This is a genomic window from Methanolobus zinderi (assembly GCF_013388255.1).
Taxonomy (GTDB): Archaea; Halobacteriota; Methanosarcinia; order Methanosarcinales; family Methanosarcinaceae; genus Methanolobus; species Methanolobus zinderi.
In genome coordinates this window covers 2,390,661-2,407,051 of the sequence record NZ_CP058215.1, presented here as the reverse complement: position 1 = coordinate 2,407,051, position 16,391 = coordinate 2,390,661, and the positions used below count along the sequence as shown (strand labels likewise).

The following is a 16,391-nucleotide window of genomic DNA, read 5'->3' as shown; positions in this document are numbered from 1 at the left end:
AGTTTATTATCTATTTTAAACACTCCATAGTCTTTAATTAAAATAGATGATTAAAGTAAACAGCGATGATATTAAAATCTAATGGTGAATCCGTTGCTACACACGTCGAATTTGCGTGCAGCATCTTCAAACAGGCCCTGGGTCTTATGTTCAGGAAGAATATTCCTGATGACTATGCTCTGGTGTTTGTAATGAAGAAAAGTCAAAATGTATCATTACATATGCTCTTTGTCAGTTTTCCCATAGAAGTTATCTTCCTTGACGGGGACAAAAGGGTAGTAAAACTTGACAGACTTAAATCCTGGACCGGTTTTAGCTCATCGGATGCAAAAGTAAAATACGTCATCGAGACCAGTACGGGAACACTGGAGAAGGCTGACCTTCATGTGGGTGACATGCTTTCATTCAAAAACGAATGTTAAAACCACTCCTTTCTTAAAGAAACGTTTATTTGCTTCCGGGTGCTTTAACACCCTGATAATTGCGAGTTTAAATACTGAGGCACATCAATGTTACCTGAAAATGACCTTAACATAGTAACCAAAGAGATGGGAAGGGAACCAAACCTTGTGGAACAGGGTTGTTTCCTGAATCTCTGGAGCGAACACTGCTCATACCGCTCAAGCGCACCACTACTCAAGACCTTCACAACCACGGGAGACCGGGTTATCATAGGTCCTGGAGATGATGCGGCTATCATCAGGTTCGGGAACGGCTGGGCTCTTGCAGTGGGTATGGAGAGTCACAACCATCCATCATATGTGGACCCCTACAACGGAGCCGCAACAGGTGTAGGAGGCATAGTGCGTGATATCATATCCATGGGTGCACGTCCCATTGCACTGATGGACCCTCTCTACTTCGGACCACTCGACAACCCGAAGAATCTCTATCTTTTTGAACATATAATCGAAGGCATTGCAGGATACGGCAACTGTATCGGTGTTCCTGTTGTACGCGGAGAAGCACTTTTTGACGAATCATACAGTGGCAACCCTCTTGTGAATGTTGTGTGCGTCGGACTTGCACGTGAGGAGAATATCGTAACCGCATCTGCGCAGAAGGCAGGTAACAAACTCATACTCATGGGCTCCACTACGGGCAGGGACGGACTGGGCGGAGCTTCCTTTGCTTCAAGGGACCTTTCTGAATCATCTGAGGCCGAAGACAGGCCAAGCATCCAGATCGGTGACCCGTTCACAGAAAAGCTCCTGATAGAAGCTACCCTTGAGGCTATCGGAGAAGGATATGTGAAAGCATGCAGGGATCTTGGAGCAGCCGGGCTTGCAGGTGCAAGTTCAGAGATGGCATCCAAGGGTAACCTCGGAATGAAGATCATTGCGGACAACGTAATACTGCGTGAGACTGGCATGACCCCTTATGAGATACTGATCGCCGAATCACAGGAGCGCATGCTGCTTGAGGTAGATCCCGATGATGTTCAGGCCGTACTGGACATTGCAGCAAAATACGACCTGAATGCCAGCTTGATAGGAGAACTCACCGAAGATCTATCATATACCGTAATGTTCAAAGGCGAGGTGGCTGCCAGCATTCCTGTAAAACTGCTAACAGAAGGTGCTCCGACCTTTGAGCGTCCGTCCACGGAACCTGCTCCCCGTGATGCAGGCGAAAAACCGGAAATGCCGGAGGATCTGAAACAGGCGATCCTTGATATACTCTCATCCCACAATGTGGCTTCAAAGAAGTGGATATACAGGCAGTATGACCATGAGGTACAACTGAGAACCGTGGCAAAACCAGGTGATGATGCAGGTGTACTGCGTATCGACGGTAATGAGGGTATAGCACTTTCCTGCGGTTGCAATCCGAAACATACTCTTCTTGATCCATATCAGGGAGGAAAGGGTACGGTCATCGAGAATGCAATGAATCTTGCTGTCAAGGGTGCATACGGAATAGCCCTTGTGGACTGTCTTAATTTCGGAAACCCTGAAAAAGCGGATATCTACTGGCAGTTCAAGCAGGCGATACTTGGTCTCGGGGACGGTGCAAGAGAGCTTTCCATTCCTGTGGTCGGAGGTAACGTCTCTCTGTATAATGAAAGCGAGGAATTCAAGACCGCCATCGCACCCACTCCGTCAATAGGTCTGATCGGATACACGGAAGACGTTACCATTGCTCCTTCAGGTGTATTCACAAAGGAAGGGGACACTATAATCCTTGTAGGGACAACAAAGGACGAGCTTGGTGGCTCTGAATACTACAGGACCATAGGCAAGCGGGAATATGGTATGGCTCCTGCTGTTCCTGAAAATGTTTCACAGATCATCAATTCCCTGATCGAGGCTGTGAAGAGCAAAAAGGTGACAGCCTCACATGACCTGTCCCTTGGAGGGCTGGCTGCAGGACTCTGTGAGATGTGTGAGAATATGGGTGCCACTGTGGATCTGAGTGATATCGAAAATGATCTGAGGACCGATGACCTGCTCTTCTCCGAGTCATATGCGAGGGCGATAATCTGTACTTCGGAACCTGCTGCTGTAAAAGAGCTGTTGAAAGATGTTCCACATACCGTTATCGGCACTGTTGGCGGAAATGAGCTAAAAATATCAGGAAAAGAATTTGATGTATCTATTTCCATATCGGAAATAAATAAAGCAAAAAAGAGTCTCTTAAATCTGATGATGGAATAATTCCATCATCAATATAAGAAACATAAGAATCAATTTTCACTGACTGCTGATCTTGGTAGCGAAGTATATCAGATAAACTGCTGCCAGACCTACAAGGATGTATACCAGCCTTGATATCAGTGACATTTCACCAAAAATGGCTGCCACAAGGTCAAAACCAAATGCACCTACAAGACCCCAGTTCAGTCCCCCAACAATAACAAGGACCATTGCTACCCAGTCAAGACCGTTCACCATTGCCAATTTCTCACCTCCCTGATCACTCCTTTATTAATATCATTTTAGGTGAGCAACAGTATTAAAGACTGATGTAAATATTTTCAGAAATTATCCTACCAATCACTTTTAATAAAAATAGCTGGCAAAGGCTAAATTTGTGAACAGGACTGAATAAAGACGAAAGTCAGAGATTTCTTCAGTCACTCTCTTCTTTTGCCTCTTCAATAAGCTGGTTAAGATTTGTGGGAATAGGATTTTCCTTTAATAATCCGGCAAAGAAAGCCAGGTTATGTGTCATGTAACGGACGGTCTTGTTGGTGTACAAATGTCGCTCGCCACCAGCTTCGATATAACTTGGTCCTGGTCCTGCATCTCCGACCCAGTAACTGTCTGCATTGGGAGGGACTGTGCATCCCAGATGAGTAAGGTTGAAAAGTATGTTGGCAGCAACATCATGTGCTCCGTCTTCATTACCGGTAACAAGTACTCCTGCAACTTTCCCATACAATGGGAACTGCCCGGTTTCGGGGTCACCTTCCATATAGGTTCCGTCAAGCCTTTCTATCACCATTTTTGCGACAGAGGAAATGACACCAAACCATATGGGAGAACCTATTACCAGAATATCACAATCCTTTATCTTCTTCAGTATCTGAGGCCACTCGTCACCATCTCCCTCGTCGGATGTGACCCCGAATTTGACGTTATAGTCAACAACTCTGATGACCTCGCTATCAATTTCCATTTCCGAAAAAAGCCTGACAGCTTTATCGATCAATGCTCTTGTATTTGAAACCTCGGGAGATCTCTTTAATGTACAGTTCAGAAATAACGCTTTTAACCCCATATTAATAAAGAAAACTGGGTACTTTAAAAGTATTTCTGTTTTTGTCCGTGATATGTTTTTAACAAGCATCGGATTTAATTTATAGGATAGCATCAAAGAATAGCAGGTTAGTGGATGGGATAAATGTGGTTAGTTATGAAAAAAACAGTCTGACACTTACAGGTGCCGTATCCCTGGGTACGGGAGTTATGATCGGTGCGGGAATATTTGCTTTGCTCGGACAGATTGCTGAACTTGCCGGAATGATGTTTCCTTTTATCTTTCTGCTGGGTGCGGTTGTGACTGCATTTAGTGCGTACAGTTACATAAAATTTTCCAACACCTATCCTTCGGCAGGAGGGATTGCCATGTATCTTGAGAAAGCGTACGGTAAAGGAGTTGTAACCGGCTTTGCAGCTTTACTCATGGCTTTTTCCATGGTTATAAATGAGAGCCTTGTGGCGCGTACTTTTGGTACTTATACTATTCAGCTTTTCAACATGGACCAGAACACCTATCTTGTTCCTGTTCTTGGTGTCTGCCTGCTGATATTTGCTTTCCTGGTTAACATTTCAGGAAATACTGTTATCGAAAAGTTCTCATTTTCCATGGCATTTGTCAAGATAATCGGCATATCAATTTTCGGTTTTGTCGGTTTGTGGATAGCGGGAGGATCCTTTTCAAACGTAACGTCGGCTCCCATGGATGCAGGCCTGGAAGGATACCTGGCCTCAATAGCGCTGGCTGTGCTTGCCTACAAGGGTTTTACCACTATTACCAACAGTGGATCTGAGATAAAGGACCCGCATCATAACGTGAGCAGGGCAATAATTATTTCTATATCCATCTGTGCGCTTCTCTATCTTCTGGTCTCATTTGCGGTTGCGGGAAGCCTTGATCTGCCTGAGATCATCGCAGCGAGGGATTTTGCACTGGCTGAGGCCGCAAGGCCTGTGTTTGGGAACTATGGCCTCTGGTTTACCGTCGGACTGGCGATCATCGCAACTGTATCAGGTATAATTGCCAGTGTCTTTGCAGTCTCCCGCATGCTGGCCATGTTAACTGACATGAATGTGATACCTCACAGACATTTCGGGATGCCTGGGGACATACAGAAACATACCCTTGTTTACACGATTGTGGTTGCTATATTGCTGACCATATTTTTCGATCTGAGCAGGATTGCCGCTCTGGGAGCAATCTTCTATTTGATCATGGATATTATAATTCACTGGGGACTTTTACGTTATATGCGCGAAGAAATAGAGTTTAAGTCCTCTGTCGTAATATCCGCCATTATCCTTGATGCCATCGTTCTGACCGCTCTGGTGATCTCAAAGGCGTCCAGTGATATGTTTCTAATTGTGGTAGCAGCAGTAATGATGGTAGTTATTTTCGCAGGTGAGAGGTTCTTCATACGCTCTAACCACGATAATAACGGCCAGACCTAAACCCATCCTGCCGGCTTAAAAAAGGAAAAGGGTAAAATAGTAATTTATTAGTGGACAGGCATACCTGCCCTCTTTAAAATATTATTCTTCTATCTCTGAGAATGCGAACTTACGCAGGACCTTTGTGATCTTGATATTTACAGTATCTCCGACTTCTGCCCCTGGCACGAAGATAACAAAACCTTCTATCCTGGCGATACCGTCTCCTTCTCTTGCGATATCCTGTATGGTTACTTCGTAGGTCTCTCCGACAGCTACTGGGGCTGTTGATTCATCGTTGTTTCCGAACAAATATGCACTTCCTTTAAATTCAAATGAAGATTTTCAACCACGCTGGTTATAAAACAATATAAATCTAAATCCTAAATTTACAAATGCTTACAGAATAGTCTCCAATCTACAAAGTAGTAGTATATTCAATTCATATTTAAAGCTTGTTGCCGAAAAAAGGGATTGAGAGCCTAAGCTCTGACCATATCTTTTTTATGCATGGGAGTGAAATAAGTATTTACAATCATAATTAAATTATGCATATATTATATATTTAAAATAATTCTGGGATGAAACCAATGGACGAAGTACAGATCAAAGTAGAAAAAGCGCATCCAAACGACTTTGGAAGGGGTATTGTCAGGCTTGACCCTACAACACTTCTGAGCCTGCAACTGTCACCCGGAGATATTGTGGAGATTGAGGGTAAGAGAAAGACCGCTGCCAAAGTATGGAGGGCTGAGAGGCAGGACTGGGGACAGGGCATAGTCCGCATTGACGGTTTCATCAGGCAGAACGCAGGTGTGGGTATCGGTGAGAGGATCACCATAAGAAAGGCCGAGGTAGAGACCGCAACAAAGGTCGTGCTCGCACCCCCCGAAGGCGTGACAATGGAGTTCGGTGACCATATTAACGAGATAATCAAAAGAAACATTATGAAAAGGCCTCTTGTGGAAGGGGATGTCGTACCTATTATCAGTTCCATGACACAGCCCATGTCCACCCAGATGTCAGGTGGTCAGGCTATACCTCTTATCGCCGTTGAGACCGAACCAACGGACGCTATTCTAATTATCGGAGATATCACCGAGATCGAACTAAGACAGAAACCGGTAAGGGGATACGATGGTGCCACAAGGGGTGTCACATACGAGGACATAGGCGGACTTGGTTCGGAGATCCAGCGCGTAAGGGAAATGATAGAACTTCCCCTGAAACATCCCGAACTGTTCCAGAGACTCAATATCGACCCGCCCAAGGGTATCATCCTCTACGGTCCGCCGGGTACTGGTAAAACCCTTATCGCAAAGGCTGTTGCAAATGAATCCAGGGCAAACTTTCTGTATATTGCAGGTCCCGAGATCATGGGCAAGTACTACGGAGAGAGCGAGGAACGTATACGCAAGATCTTCGAGGAAGCGGAGGATAACGCACCTTCCATCATATTCATAGATGAGATAGACTCCATTGCTCCGAAGAGACAGAACGTTACCGGTGAGGTGGAGAGGAGGGTAGTTGCCCAGTTGCTCACCATGATGGACGGTCTCGAGGAAAGGGGACAGGTAGTTGTCATCGGTGCCACCAACAGGCTGGATGCCATTGACCCCGCACTGCGCAGACCCGGAAGGTTTGACAGGGAGATAGAGATAGGTGTTCCGGATAACGATGATCGCCTTGAGATCCTCCAGATCCACACAAGAGGGGTGCCTCTTAGTGAGGATGTGTCCGAGGAATTCCTTGAATACCTTTCACAGCATACCCAGGCCTTTGTAGGGGCGGACCTGCTGGCACTGGTGCAGGAAGCTGCGATGAAATCCCTCAGGCGTGCTCTTCCCGACATCAATCTGGAGGAAGATGAGATCGCACCTGAGATTCTTGATATCCTGAGTGTTGGCAAGGACGACTTTGAGAATGCACTCCGTGAGATCGAGCCTTCGGCCATGCGGGAGGTTCTTGTGGAGATCCCGGCTGTTAAATGGAATGATGTCGGAGGTCTTGATAAGGCCAAACAGGATGTGGTTGAAGCTGTGGAATGGCCGCTCACAAAGCCGGAGAAATTCCTGCAGATGGGTATCAAACCACCAAAGGGTGTTCTGCTCTTCGGACCACCGGGAACCGGAAAGACTCTCATCGCCCAAGCGGTTGCAAATGAGTCCAATGCAAATTTTATAAGCATTAAAGGACCCCAGATGCTCTCCAAATGGGTGGGTGAGTCCGAGAAGGCTATCCGCGAGACTTTCAAGAAAGCAAGACAGGTAGCCCCATGTATCATATTCTTCGACGAGATTGATTCCATCGCACCCATGAGAAGTGCGATAACAGAGGACGGCAAGGTTTCGGAAAGAATAGTGAATCAGTTACTTACCGAGCTTGATGGTCTTGAACCACTCAAGGAAATTGTGGTGATAGCAGCTACAAACCGTCCGGATATCCTTGACCCCGCGCTTCTCAGATCAGGCAGGTTCGACAGGCTTGTACTTGTGGGACAATCCACATATGCCGGAAGAAAAGCCATCTTCAAGATCCATACCAGAAATATTCCTCTTGGGGATGATGTTACCATTGATGAGCTTGCAAGCGTTACGGAAGGATTTGTAGGTTCTGATATAGAAGCCGTATGCAGGGAAGCTGTCATGCTTGCACTCCGGGATGATTTCAATAATGAAGAAGTAGGTATGAAGTACTTCAAACAGGCACTCAACAAGGTAAGGCCTACACTGACCGAAAATCTGATCGAATACTACGAGAAGATACAGGCTCAGTTCAAGGGCGGTGTCAAAAAAGAAGAACCAAGTGCTTATATAGGATACAGATAAATATATGAAAAATTTAAAAGTCACTATTATATTCAGGGGTGAATGAAAATGGCTAACGTCTTCGCAAAAAACCTTTCCAGTAAACAGGTCATGGCTACCGATGGTACAGAAATAGGCATTCTTTTCAATATTGTAATGGATGCGGCTACGGGAAATCTGATAAACCTGATTGTAAAGCCCGACATGAGTCTGGATACTTCCAAGTACCAGACCGATGATCAGTACATATTACTGCCCTTCGAATCCGTAAGGGCCATCAAGGACTATATTGTCGTTGATAAGAATATGGCAAAAGGTATCCATAACGAAAGTACGCCTCAGTAATGCTGAATGCAAAGTTCAGCAGGACTTTGCAGCCGGTATTCTATTGATCCCTGGCCTTTAACATCCCGTTGGAAACAAGATACTCTATAGCTTCTGCTGTACCCTCTCCATAGGGCTCCCCTGTGACATGGTCTGCGATATCCTTTAGGAAATCATCAGCATTTGATACTGCGATTGAGTATCCTGCCAGCTCAAGTAATTCCTTATCATTCACCGAATCGCCTATTGCTACAAAATCGGATGTCTTTAGTCCCATCATATCAGCCATTCTCACAAGCCCGGTTCCCTTGTTTATCTTTTTGCTTTTGATATGGATCGCAAAATGTGTATCTATTATCTCAACATCCAGATCCGTGTTACTCAGAATCACCCTGGCACGCTCAATATCGAAGTTTCTGTTGAGGACGATCTCTGTTCTCCTGTGGCGAGAATCCAGCTTTTCCATCTTGAATTCTTCGGACAGGATATCATATGCCTGTTCGCATTCGGTGATCACATCGGATACATAGGGCTTCTTATCAAATCCATCTGTCACCACACCACCATTCTCAGCTATGACGTGGCAGCATACTCCTATCAGCTTGGCGGTCGCTTTGGCGTAACAGAGGATATTGCCGGTAGCCAGCACCACAGGTACATCCAGAATACGTAGTTTTTCAGCCGCCCTGAGGCTGAGCCTGCGGTCCATGTGGGTGATAGTGCCGTCGATATCAATGGCAATGGCTTTGAATTGCATAGGCAATAAACAGGAGAAAAAGATAAAAATGTTTTTAGTGGCCCGATCTCGGGCCGTTTTCTAATCTTCAGGCTAACACTGTATGATCAGGGATCACGCAATCCGGGTGTTGTCACGGATATTATTGCCTCGCCATCCGGAAGGTTTGGTGAGTCAACGAGCCTGACAATTCTCTTATCACCCTTTGATTTACGCAGGTATAGCCTGAATGTTGCGGTGTGACCGACGATATGCCCTCCTATCGGCTTTGTAGGGTCTCCGAAAAAGGCATCAGGCTTTGACATTACCTGGTTTGTTACGATAACACTTGCGTTGTTGAGGTCTCCGAATCTCTGCAGACCGTGGAGATGCTTGTTGAGTTTCTGCTGCCTGTCCGCAAGGGTTCCTCTTCCTATGTACTCGGCCCTGAAATGGGCTGTGAGTGAGTCCACAATAAGGAGTCTTACAGGTTTTTCCGAATTCTTTAACTCGTTTGCCAGCTCAAGTGCCGAGTCTACCAGCAATATCTGGTGATTGGAGTTAAAGGCACGTGCCACACGGATGTTCTTCAGGAATTCCTCGTGATCGTATTCTACTCCATATTTTTCGGAAAGGCCGTCTACCATCTGTTTTATCCTTTCCGGTCTGAAGGTGTTCTCAGTATCTATTATGATAACCGAACCATCAAGTCCTCCCTGTTCCGGTGGGAGCTGTACGTTTACGGCAAGCTGGTGTGCAACCTGTGTTTTTCCCGAACCGAATTCACCATACAGTTCGGTGATTGCCTGAGTGTCGATTCCTCCACCCATCATCTCATTGAATTCAATACAACCCGTGGATAATTTTCCCACAAGTTTTCTGCGTTCCATTACCATATCGCCTGTCTCAAAGCCGCCGATATCAGCGGACTGGCGTGCGGCCATAATTATCTTTGCAGCGGTTGACTCTCCAATATCAGCTGCAGTTGCAAGTTCTGCAGGTGATGAGACAGCTATTGCTTCAACGGTCGTGAATCCGGACTCCATCAGTTTCTGTGCGGTAGCCGGACCTACATGGTCAAGGTCTTCTAATAATACTTCAGGCATTTTCTTACTCCTAGGTGCACATGGTTTCCTTTTGGTGCACAATCGTGCTGTTCTATGTGTAAGCTAGTATATATACCTGGAGCAAGCATGGTGAAAGTATTTCAGTGACATAAAACTTATCACAGGAACGCGAGTAATAGCATCCGATGACAAGGGTAGTAGTCGGCGGAACTTTCGAATGTCTGCATAAAGGACATCGTGCGCTTCTCAAAAAAGCATTCGAGCTTGCCGGCAATGGTGAGGTGGATATCGGGCTGACCTCCGATGAAATGGCAAACAAGCGTGACCGCATGGTTCCTGATTATTCCGCACGCAGGTCCCGCTTACTTGAGTATCTGGGTCAGATTGCAGGAGAGGACACGGATTATAATGTCATCGAGCTTAATGACCCCTATGGTAAGACCCTTGATGAGGATTATGACTATATCGTCGTTTCCCCTGAAACCTATCCTGTAGCGATCAGGATTAACAATATCCGCAAAGATAAGAACATGTCTTCTCTTGCTATAGTTAAAGTCGATTTTGTCATGGCGGATGATGAGAAACCGATTTCATCGACCAGGGTCGTACGCGGTGAGATCGATATTAACGGACATCTTGTTCACTGATTCCTATGTACAAGGGGACAAAATTTTATTGAATATGTCCTATAACTAACTCTCATGGGCAGAAAATTTAGTGAAACGGACCAGAAGATCTTTGACAAGCTTGCACCTGAGTTGAGCGGAGACACAATGTCCGCATCAGGACACAATTATCCTTTTATCCTCAGGCCGATATCCCACAAGGTAGCAGAATCCGGTGAGGATTTCAAAAACAGGCTTGAAAAGCTTGACACGGATGAGCTCGATTATCTTGTGCAGCTTGCAATGGAAGGAAAAGAGGATATCAGGTCACTGGAAGAGGAAGACATTGACTCCTTCATGGAAATAGTTGAAGAAAAGTTATCAACAGAGAAAATGAAGGAGCTTAAGGCAAAGCTCGGCCTGGTATGATGAAACCTGAAAAACTTTTCTTTGGCACAGCAGGGACGCCGAAAAGCTCAAAGAAGAGAAACAGTATTGCAGGAATTGAGAGGGTTCAGGAGCTCGGTCTTGGCTGCATGGAACTGGAATTCGTCCGTGGTGTCAAAATGGGAGAGAAGACCGCGGGAAATGTTTTTGAAAAAGCGAAAAACCAAGATATCCTGCTGAGTGTACACAGCCCCTATTATATCAACCTTAATTCCACTGAGCCAGAAAAAGTAGATGCCAGCATCGAAAGGATATACAGGTCGGCAAATATCGGAAGTATCTGCGGTGCCAGGAATATTGTCTTCCATCCCGCATATTATCATAAGGACTCGCCTGAAAAGGTGTATGAAAGGGTCTCTGCAATTCTTAAAGAACTTACTACCAGGCTTGCAGATGAAAACATAAATGTGATCCTGCGTCCTGAAACCACCGGCAAGGCAAGCCAGTTCGGAAGTCTGGTGGAAAACGTGAAACTGAGCCGGGATATTGATGGTGTGCTGCCATGCATCGATTTTGCACACCTGCATGCAAGGGACGGAGAGGTCAATACTTATGAAGAATTTTCCTCTGCGCTTGAACTGGTTGAAAATGAACTCGGGCGTGAAGGACTGGATGATATGCATATGCATGTATCAGGGATCGAATATGGTGAAAAGGGTGAGAAGAATCACCTGAATCTGGAGGACTCCGACCTGGAATATGCGGAACTTATGAGGGCACTTAAGGATTTTAATGTGAAAGGTCTTCTGATATGCGAAAGTCCTGATAATGAAGGTGATGCCCTCTTATTGCAAGAAACATATGGGAGTGTTTGAACTCCCATTTTATCTTCAAATCTCAAATATGCAATGCAGGTGCAAAATTCTCAAGCAGTGGGTGGAGGAGTGTGAATGCGCCTATTACTATGATAATCGTACCACTGATAAGGGGGAGTTTACTGATGTTCTTGCTGCCCATGTAACCTTCGATGAACCCTTTTCCTTTAACGAAGGTAACTGAGAGTGAAGTTATGGCTATTGCCAGTCCCGCACTGAATATAAGCACATAGATAAGACCGTTATACACCTGGTTATTTGCAATACTGAACAACAATACTGCAAGTGCTGCAGGACATGGGATCAAACCTGTGGAAAGACCGATGGCAACAACTCCTTTTTTCGTATCGATGGGATGTTCATGGGGATGGTAGAATTTCCTTAATATCCAGAATCCGACACCTATGAGTATTACTCCTCCGACCACGCTCATGATATCGTGGGTCAGGTCCACGTCCAGCAGGTTCACAAGATAGATGGAAGCAACTCCCAGTCCCAGTACGACTATGACATGGGAGAAAACGATAGTGATGCCCAGCAGAAGTGCATCTTTCAGGTCTGCGTCCGTTCCCATTACAAAAACCGCCATGATGGATTTTCCATGACCTGGCTCCAGTGCGTGCAGTGCACCAAGCAGAAATGCAGAGGCTATTATCAATATATTGAGTTCTGTAGGCAATGTATCAGTTCCCAGTGTTAGAAATTCCATGACCTTTGACCACCTTTCGTAGTTGAGTATTTAAAAGTGTGATTTTATAATGTTATATAGTAATACTACTTTGGCATTGATATATAAATAAGTTATGAATAAATATGTTAAATACTAGTACATTCGTGTTACTATGGAGGATTTATAGTTTTAATATTTTGGATTCCCAAAGATAAATGAAGGTTTAATTTTCCAGAATTGCTGCTTCTTGAGAATTAAAAAGCAATGTAAAGAGCTATTAATTTCTACCTTCAAGAACTTTCTATAAAAATATGGTGGAATTTTTAAAATAGATGATCTAATAGTACTTTGTGTTTTAGTTAAGAATATCATTTATTTTTGTGTTACTTAAGATCATATATTTTCAGGATGGTCGTTTGCGTGTTTTAAAACCTGTTCTGACACAGCTAATTCAATTTTTAAAAGTTTGGATCTCAGGTTTCTGGAAATTTATTCCAGTATGGGATTGCTATGATATTTTTCTCCAGATTCGTTTGAGGGGTCAACGTGAATCGTAGTCCCGGAGAGGTACTTCAGGTGGTTCAGAAGTTCTTTTCTGGCATCATCTGCTATTCGGTGTCCCTCACTAACTGAAAGATCAGGGTCTACTGCTATGTTGATCTCAGCATGCAATCTGTGACCTATCCACCTGACCCTGATGTCGGAAACATCTTCCACACCTTCAACATGCGAGACTGCGTGGCTTAGCTCGTCGATTACTTCCGGGTCAACACCATCCAGCAATCTTGAAAACATCATTTTGCCCGAGTCCCAGACGATCTTCAATATTGCTATCGTAATAATAAGTCCAATTGCAGGGTCTGCCAGTGGATAACCCATCCAGACACCGATCGCACCAAGCAGGACCGCAAGACTTGTAAAACCGTCTACTCTGGCATGGTAACCATCGGCTATGAGGGCTGCACTGCCTATCTCCTTCCCTGTCTTTATCCGGAACTGTGCAACTGCCTCATTGCCCACAAAACCGATAAGTGCAGCGATAGCTACATATCGCAGGAATATTACTTCCCGGGGATTTATCAGACGAATTATGGATTCATAGCCGGCAACAAATGCACTGAATAGTATAAGAACAACGATAAGAATGCCGGCCAGGTCTTCAACACGTCCGTAACCATAGGTATATTGCTTGTTGGGTTTGCGTCTTGCAAGGGAAAAAGCAATCCACAGGGGGATGGCTGTTGCAGCATCACTGTAATTGTGAACAGTATCCGCAAGCAGGGCAACACTTCCTGATATGTATACTATGGATATCTGAAGAAGGGCTGTGACCATCAAGGCTATGAATGACCACTTCACAGCCCGGATTCCCCTGGAAGTAGTGATAATCGAAGGATCTACAGCTCCATGTGTATGTCCATAATTCTTTTCATGATCGTGGGGATGTTCTTCCTTCAAATCTGTTTCTCCGTGAAATCAAGCCTTTATGGTAATTGTTATCTATTAATGTTAGATATATTATGTTCGTTAAAAACATATCTTTCAAAGATAAGGAGTTGTGTCTGATCTTTCCTGTAGTTGCTGCAGGCGGCAACCCTGCCCGAAATCCTCTAGTCTTGTATTTTGCGTATGTTCCAAAAATGCTTTCTGTAACATGAGTACCGGGAAGTTTATTGCTTCTAATGCGCTGTATTTTTCTTAAAGAAATCTCTGTACTGGGTAAATTGTATGTCAGATTATCAAAAAGAAGTAGCACACGACTTTTTGGAATATTTAACTAAAAAAATAAACCACGTTATCCTAAGTTGTTAAAACAGAAATGAAAAACAGAAACAAATATTGCAATTTTAGATAATATGATCTATCTTTTAAGAATAACGAAAGTAATCTTTTAATAGCCCGAAAAGCTTTCCAAAGCATGTGTAAACTTTAAGCTAAGGTGCACGGAGGATTAATAGATGTTATGGAGTTATTCAAAACTTGACGAATCAACAGTAAAGACCATCGAAGAACTTGAAAAGAAACTGGATGTTACACTTCTGGCATTTTCAGGACAGGACATTAAGAATGCCGAGCTGTCTGCTGACGATTTGAAGCAGATAGAGGAAGTTGAAAGCAAACTTGGCCTCTCATTGGTAGCTGTCAAAGCGTAAATTCCTTTTTCTTGAATTTTTGGAGCCTGCCAAATGGCAGGATCTTTTTTTTATTATACTTTCTTTTTGTTAATGTCTCTTTTTATATTCAATTCCTATCCATGAAGATCTTATGGTATTATCTTTTGAAGATATAATCTTTAATTAAAATTGACAATACAGATAAGAACTAAATATATACTTGTTTTGCATTCCATGTATATATATGAGCTCAGAAGCTAACGTAACTGAATATGAAGCTGCAACATTGAGATTCTTAAAATTATTTTATGCACTGGACAGCAAAACAAGATTGAGGATGATCCAGAGTTTGTATGAGAATGAAAAATATATATCTGAACTGGCTCGTGAGCAGGATCTATCGGTTCCCGTAGTATCAAAGCATATAAATATTCTTGAAGAAGCAAATCTCATAAAAAGACATATCTATGGTAAAACGCATGTTCTGGGAATCAACAATAAAGATGTTGCCAGATCACTTGACATCCTCGCACCGACTAAAGATGTGAAAGTAAAAAAAGGTACCAATATCCTTGATATATTGAACGAAGTGGCAATTATCGAAACCAAAAAGTTGAATGGAAAGGAGCAGGTAATCGCAACAAATGGTGATGAAGGATTTTTCATATATGAACTAAACGGGGAGTTCTGCAACCAGACCGTTCAAAAATGTACTATCAGAGAAAACTCAACGGTTGTCTGGAAAAAACTTGAACCCATCGCTAAATTACGCCTGAATATTCGGATTGATGACCAATGATCATTCTCTATGCGTCTTTTAATTGTTTTCCAGCGATCTGCAGGAAGCTGCCAGGCAAAAGTTGTGGATCATAGGCCGGCAGTGGTATTCGCCTGAGTGGTTTTTTGGAAAATTGCTTTTTGCGGTTATTATATATACAATAAACCTGCTTAATGTTAAACAAGTAATATTGATTTAAATCATATTTGGTGGATTTGTGTGATTCCGGCAAACAAAATAGAAAATCAGTGGACAAAAGGGAACATTCTGCGTTTAGCGGCAGCTGAGAATGCTATAGGTCTGCTTCATGCAACAAGAGGAGTTGAAAAAGCCTTCCTTCTTGATGAACATGACATAATACAAATAAGGCAGCTTGAGGTGCAGGATGGGCTAACGGGTTCATCATACTTCGGTAAAAAACGCAATATAGGAGTAAAACAGGCCTTAAGGGCCGATATTTTACTGGCTTTTATAACAAACAAAGACTATGAATGGCCCAGGGATAATCTTAAGATCATGCATGGTGGAGAAATTATCGGAAGGGATATCAGTGATCCTGATGAAATGGACATGTATCAGAATTCCAGTGAACATTGCGTATTCGGAAATATAGTTGTCAATTGTCAAAAGATACGGGAATTGAGGAAGAAGCCTAAAGCTCCAGTCCTTGTGATAAGCGGGAAACCATGGAAAGGAATTGAAAGTATGGATTTTGTTTCTGAAGCTGTGATCGCATCACCCTCGAGACTGACCGATGAGTATCTCAAGTCCAAGATCCTTTCTAAAAGTAAACTACATATCGGAACTTTCCTTCTGGGATTGGATCTGGAATGAAAACATGCGGGAAAAAGAAAAATCACTGTGCTGCAGATTTTGGATACTTAGGATTGTACAGTTCAATGCATGGGAAAATCCCT

At 43.7% G+C, this 16,391-nt stretch carries 18 protein-coding genes; 11 read left to right on the top strand and 7 right to left on the bottom strand.

Annotation, left to right across the window (positions count from 1 at the left end; all coding sequences use genetic code 11):
- The first annotated feature begins 65 nt into the window (after window positions 1–65).
- Window positions 66–422, top strand: a complete 357-nt coding sequence (locus tag HWN40_RS11820) for a DUF192 domain-containing protein (RefSeq protein WP_176965920.1) — start codon at window positions 66–68, stop codon at window positions 420–422.
- An 87-nt stretch (window positions 423–509) separates the two neighbouring features.
- Window positions 510–2,657, top strand: coding sequence for a phosphoribosylformylglycinamidine synthase subunit PurL (gene purL / locus HWN40_RS11815; protein WP_176965919.1), 2,148 nt, complete (start codon window positions 510–512; stop codon window positions 2,655–2,657).
- 36 nt (window positions 2,658–2,693) lie between these two features.
- Here the strand turns inward: purL and HWN40_RS11810 are convergent, their stop codons facing one another.
- Together HWN40_RS11810 and HWN40_RS11805 are read right to left on the bottom strand one after the other, a co-directional pair.
- The gene (locus HWN40_RS11810) at window positions 2,694–2,894 is read right to left on the bottom strand and encodes a DUF378 domain-containing protein (RefSeq protein WP_176966409.1); all 201 of its coding nucleotides are present in this window, start codon (window positions 2,892–2,894) and stop codon (window positions 2,694–2,696) included.
- Window positions 2,895–3,072: 178 nt separating this feature from the next.
- Window positions 3,073–3,723 carry a flavodoxin family protein gene (locus HWN40_RS11805; RefSeq protein WP_176965918.1) on the bottom strand — a complete coding sequence of 217 codons (651 nt, stop codon included), beginning with the start codon at window positions 3,721–3,723 and terminating at the stop codon, window positions 3,073–3,075.
- Between the two features lie 125 nt (window positions 3,724–3,848).
- Here HWN40_RS11805 and HWN40_RS11800 point away from each other — a divergent pair, with 125 nt between their 5' ends.
- The gene (locus HWN40_RS11800) at window positions 3,849–5,153 is read left to right on the top strand and encodes an APC family permease (protein WP_176966408.1); all 1,305 of its coding nucleotides are present in this window, start codon (window positions 3,849–3,851) and stop codon (window positions 5,151–5,153) included.
- Between the two features lie 81 nt (window positions 5,154–5,234).
- Here the strand turns inward: HWN40_RS11800 and HWN40_RS11795 are convergent, their stop codons facing one another.
- Window positions 5,235–5,444 (bottom strand): TRAM domain-containing RNA chaperone, encoded by a 210-nt coding sequence (locus HWN40_RS11795; RefSeq protein ID WP_176965917.1) that lies wholly within the window; start codon window positions 5,442–5,444, stop codon window positions 5,235–5,237.
- Between the two features lie 278 nt (window positions 5,445–5,722).
- Between HWN40_RS11795 and HWN40_RS11790 the strand changes: the two genes are divergently transcribed.
- Together HWN40_RS11790 and HWN40_RS11785 are read left to right on the top strand one after the other, a co-directional pair.
- Window positions 5,723–7,960, top strand: coding sequence for a CDC48 family AAA ATPase (locus tag HWN40_RS11790; protein WP_176966407.1), 2,238 nt, complete (start codon window positions 5,723–5,725; stop codon window positions 7,958–7,960).
- A 48-nt stretch (window positions 7,961–8,008) separates the two neighbouring features.
- Window positions 8,009–8,284: a PRC-barrel domain-containing protein gene (locus HWN40_RS11785; protein WP_176965916.1), complete on the top strand. Its 276-nt coding sequence runs from the start codon at window positions 8,009–8,011 to the stop codon at window positions 8,282–8,284.
- 40 nt (window positions 8,285–8,324) lie between these two features.
- On the opposite strand, the gene HWN40_RS11780 is transcribed toward HWN40_RS11785, so the two are convergent.
- Entirely contained in the window at window positions 8,325–9,020 is a 696-nt protein-coding gene (locus tag HWN40_RS11780; RefSeq protein ID WP_176965915.1) for a phosphoglycolate phosphatase, read from the bottom strand.
- 86 nt (window positions 9,021–9,106) lie between these two features.
- Entirely contained in the window at window positions 9,107–10,084 is a 978-nt protein-coding gene (gene radA, locus HWN40_RS11775) for a DNA repair and recombination protein RadA (RefSeq protein ID WP_176965914.1), read from the bottom strand.
- A gap of 146 nt (window positions 10,085–10,230) precedes the next feature.
- On the opposite strand from radA, the gene HWN40_RS11770 reads away from it, so the two are divergent.
- Genes HWN40_RS11770 through HWN40_RS11760 form a run of 3 tightly spaced genes read left to right on the top strand, consistent with a single transcriptional unit; the run spans window position 10,231 to window position 11,912 of the window.
- Window positions 10,231–10,692 (top strand): phosphopantetheine adenylyltransferase, encoded by a 462-nt coding sequence (locus tag HWN40_RS11770; RefSeq protein WP_176965913.1) that lies wholly within the window; start codon window positions 10,231–10,233, stop codon window positions 10,690–10,692.
- Between the two features lie 54 nt (window positions 10,693–10,746).
- A complete protein-coding gene (locus HWN40_RS11765) occupies window positions 10,747–11,079 on the top strand; it encodes a hypothetical protein (RefSeq protein WP_176965912.1) in 333 nt (110 codons plus the stop codon).
- Entirely contained in the window at window positions 11,079–11,912 is an 834-nt protein-coding gene (locus HWN40_RS11760) for a TIM barrel protein (RefSeq protein WP_176966406.1), read from the top strand. Before HWN40_RS11765 ends, HWN40_RS11760 begins: the two co-directional genes overlap by 1 nt.
- Window positions 11,913–11,934: 22 nt before the next feature.
- Here the strand turns inward: HWN40_RS11760 and HWN40_RS11755 are convergent, their stop codons facing one another.
- Both HWN40_RS11755 and HWN40_RS11750 read right to left on the bottom strand, forming a co-directional pair.
- Window positions 11,935–12,621 carry a HoxN/HupN/NixA family nickel/cobalt transporter gene (locus HWN40_RS11755; RefSeq protein ID WP_176965911.1) on the bottom strand — a complete coding sequence of 229 codons (687 nt, stop codon included), beginning with the start codon at window positions 12,619–12,621 and terminating at the stop codon, window positions 11,935–11,937.
- Between the two features lie 450 nt (window positions 12,622–13,071).
- Window positions 13,072–14,040, bottom strand: coding sequence for a cation diffusion facilitator family transporter (locus tag HWN40_RS11750; protein WP_176965910.1), 969 nt, complete (start codon window positions 14,038–14,040; stop codon window positions 13,072–13,074).
- A gap of 500 nt (window positions 14,041–14,540) precedes the next feature.
- Here HWN40_RS11750 and HWN40_RS11745 point away from each other — a divergent pair, with 500 nt between their 5' ends.
- The 3 genes from HWN40_RS11745 (at window position 14,541) to HWN40_RS11735 (ending at window position 16,308) form a co-directional block, all read left to right on the top strand.
- Window positions 14,541–14,735, top strand: a complete 195-nt coding sequence (locus HWN40_RS11745) for a hypothetical protein (RefSeq protein WP_176965909.1) — start codon at window positions 14,541–14,543, stop codon at window positions 14,733–14,735.
- A 205-nt stretch (window positions 14,736–14,940) separates the two neighbouring features.
- Window positions 14,941–15,495 carry a winged helix-turn-helix domain-containing protein gene (locus HWN40_RS11740; protein WP_176965908.1) on the top strand — a complete coding sequence of 185 codons (555 nt, stop codon included), beginning with the start codon at window positions 14,941–14,943 and terminating at the stop codon, window positions 15,493–15,495.
- A 198-nt stretch (window positions 15,496–15,693) separates the two neighbouring features.
- Window positions 15,694–16,308: a hypothetical protein gene (locus HWN40_RS11735; RefSeq protein WP_176965907.1), complete on the top strand. Its 615-nt coding sequence runs from the start codon at window positions 15,694–15,696 to the stop codon at window positions 16,306–16,308.
- The last annotated feature ends 83 nt before the right edge of the window (window positions 16,309–16,391 follow it).

Excerpts from the sequence above, each read along its gene's own strand:
- HWN40_RS11820 (WP_176965920.1), top strand. The coding sequence starts at position 66 with ATGATATTAAAATCTAATGGTGAATCCGTTGCTACACACGTCGAATTT.
- purL (WP_176965919.1), top strand. The coding sequence starts at position 510 with ATGTTACCTGAAAATGACCTTAACATAGTAACCAAAGAGATGGGAAGG.
- HWN40_RS11810 (WP_176966409.1), bottom strand. The coding sequence starts at position 2,894 with ATGGTGAACGGTCTTGACTGGGTAGCAATGGTCCTTGTTATTGTTGGG.
- HWN40_RS11805 (WP_176965918.1), bottom strand. The coding sequence starts at position 3,723 with ATGGGGTTAAAAGCGTTATTTCTGAACTGTACATTAAAGAGATCTCCC.
- HWN40_RS11790 (WP_176966407.1), top strand. The coding sequence starts at position 5,723 with ATGGACGAAGTACAGATCAAAGTAGAAAAAGCGCATCCAAACGACTTT.
- HWN40_RS11785 (WP_176965916.1), top strand. The coding sequence starts at position 8,009 with ATGGCTAACGTCTTCGCAAAAAACCTTTCCAGTAAACAGGTCATGGCT.
- HWN40_RS11780 (WP_176965915.1), bottom strand. The coding sequence starts at position 9,020 with ATGCAATTCAAAGCCATTGCCATTGATATCGACGGCACTATCACCCAC.
- radA (WP_176965914.1), bottom strand. The coding sequence starts at position 10,084 with ATGCCTGAAGTATTATTAGAAGACCTTGACCATGTAGGTCCGGCTACC.
- HWN40_RS11770 (WP_176965913.1), top strand. The coding sequence starts at position 10,231 with ATGACAAGGGTAGTAGTCGGCGGAACTTTCGAATGTCTGCATAAAGGA.
- HWN40_RS11765 (WP_176965912.1), top strand. The coding sequence starts at position 10,747 with ATGGGCAGAAAATTTAGTGAAACGGACCAGAAGATCTTTGACAAGCTT.
- HWN40_RS11760 (WP_176966406.1), top strand. The coding sequence starts at position 11,079 with ATGAAACCTGAAAAACTTTTCTTTGGCACAGCAGGGACGCCGAAAAGC.
- HWN40_RS11755 (WP_176965911.1), bottom strand. The coding sequence starts at position 12,621 with ATGGAATTTCTAACACTGGGAACTGATACATTGCCTACAGAACTCAAT.
- HWN40_RS11745 (WP_176965909.1), top strand. The coding sequence starts at position 14,541 with ATGTTATGGAGTTATTCAAAACTTGACGAATCAACAGTAAAGACCATC.
- HWN40_RS11740 (WP_176965908.1), top strand. The coding sequence starts at position 14,941 with ATGAGCTCAGAAGCTAACGTAACTGAATATGAAGCTGCAACATTGAGA.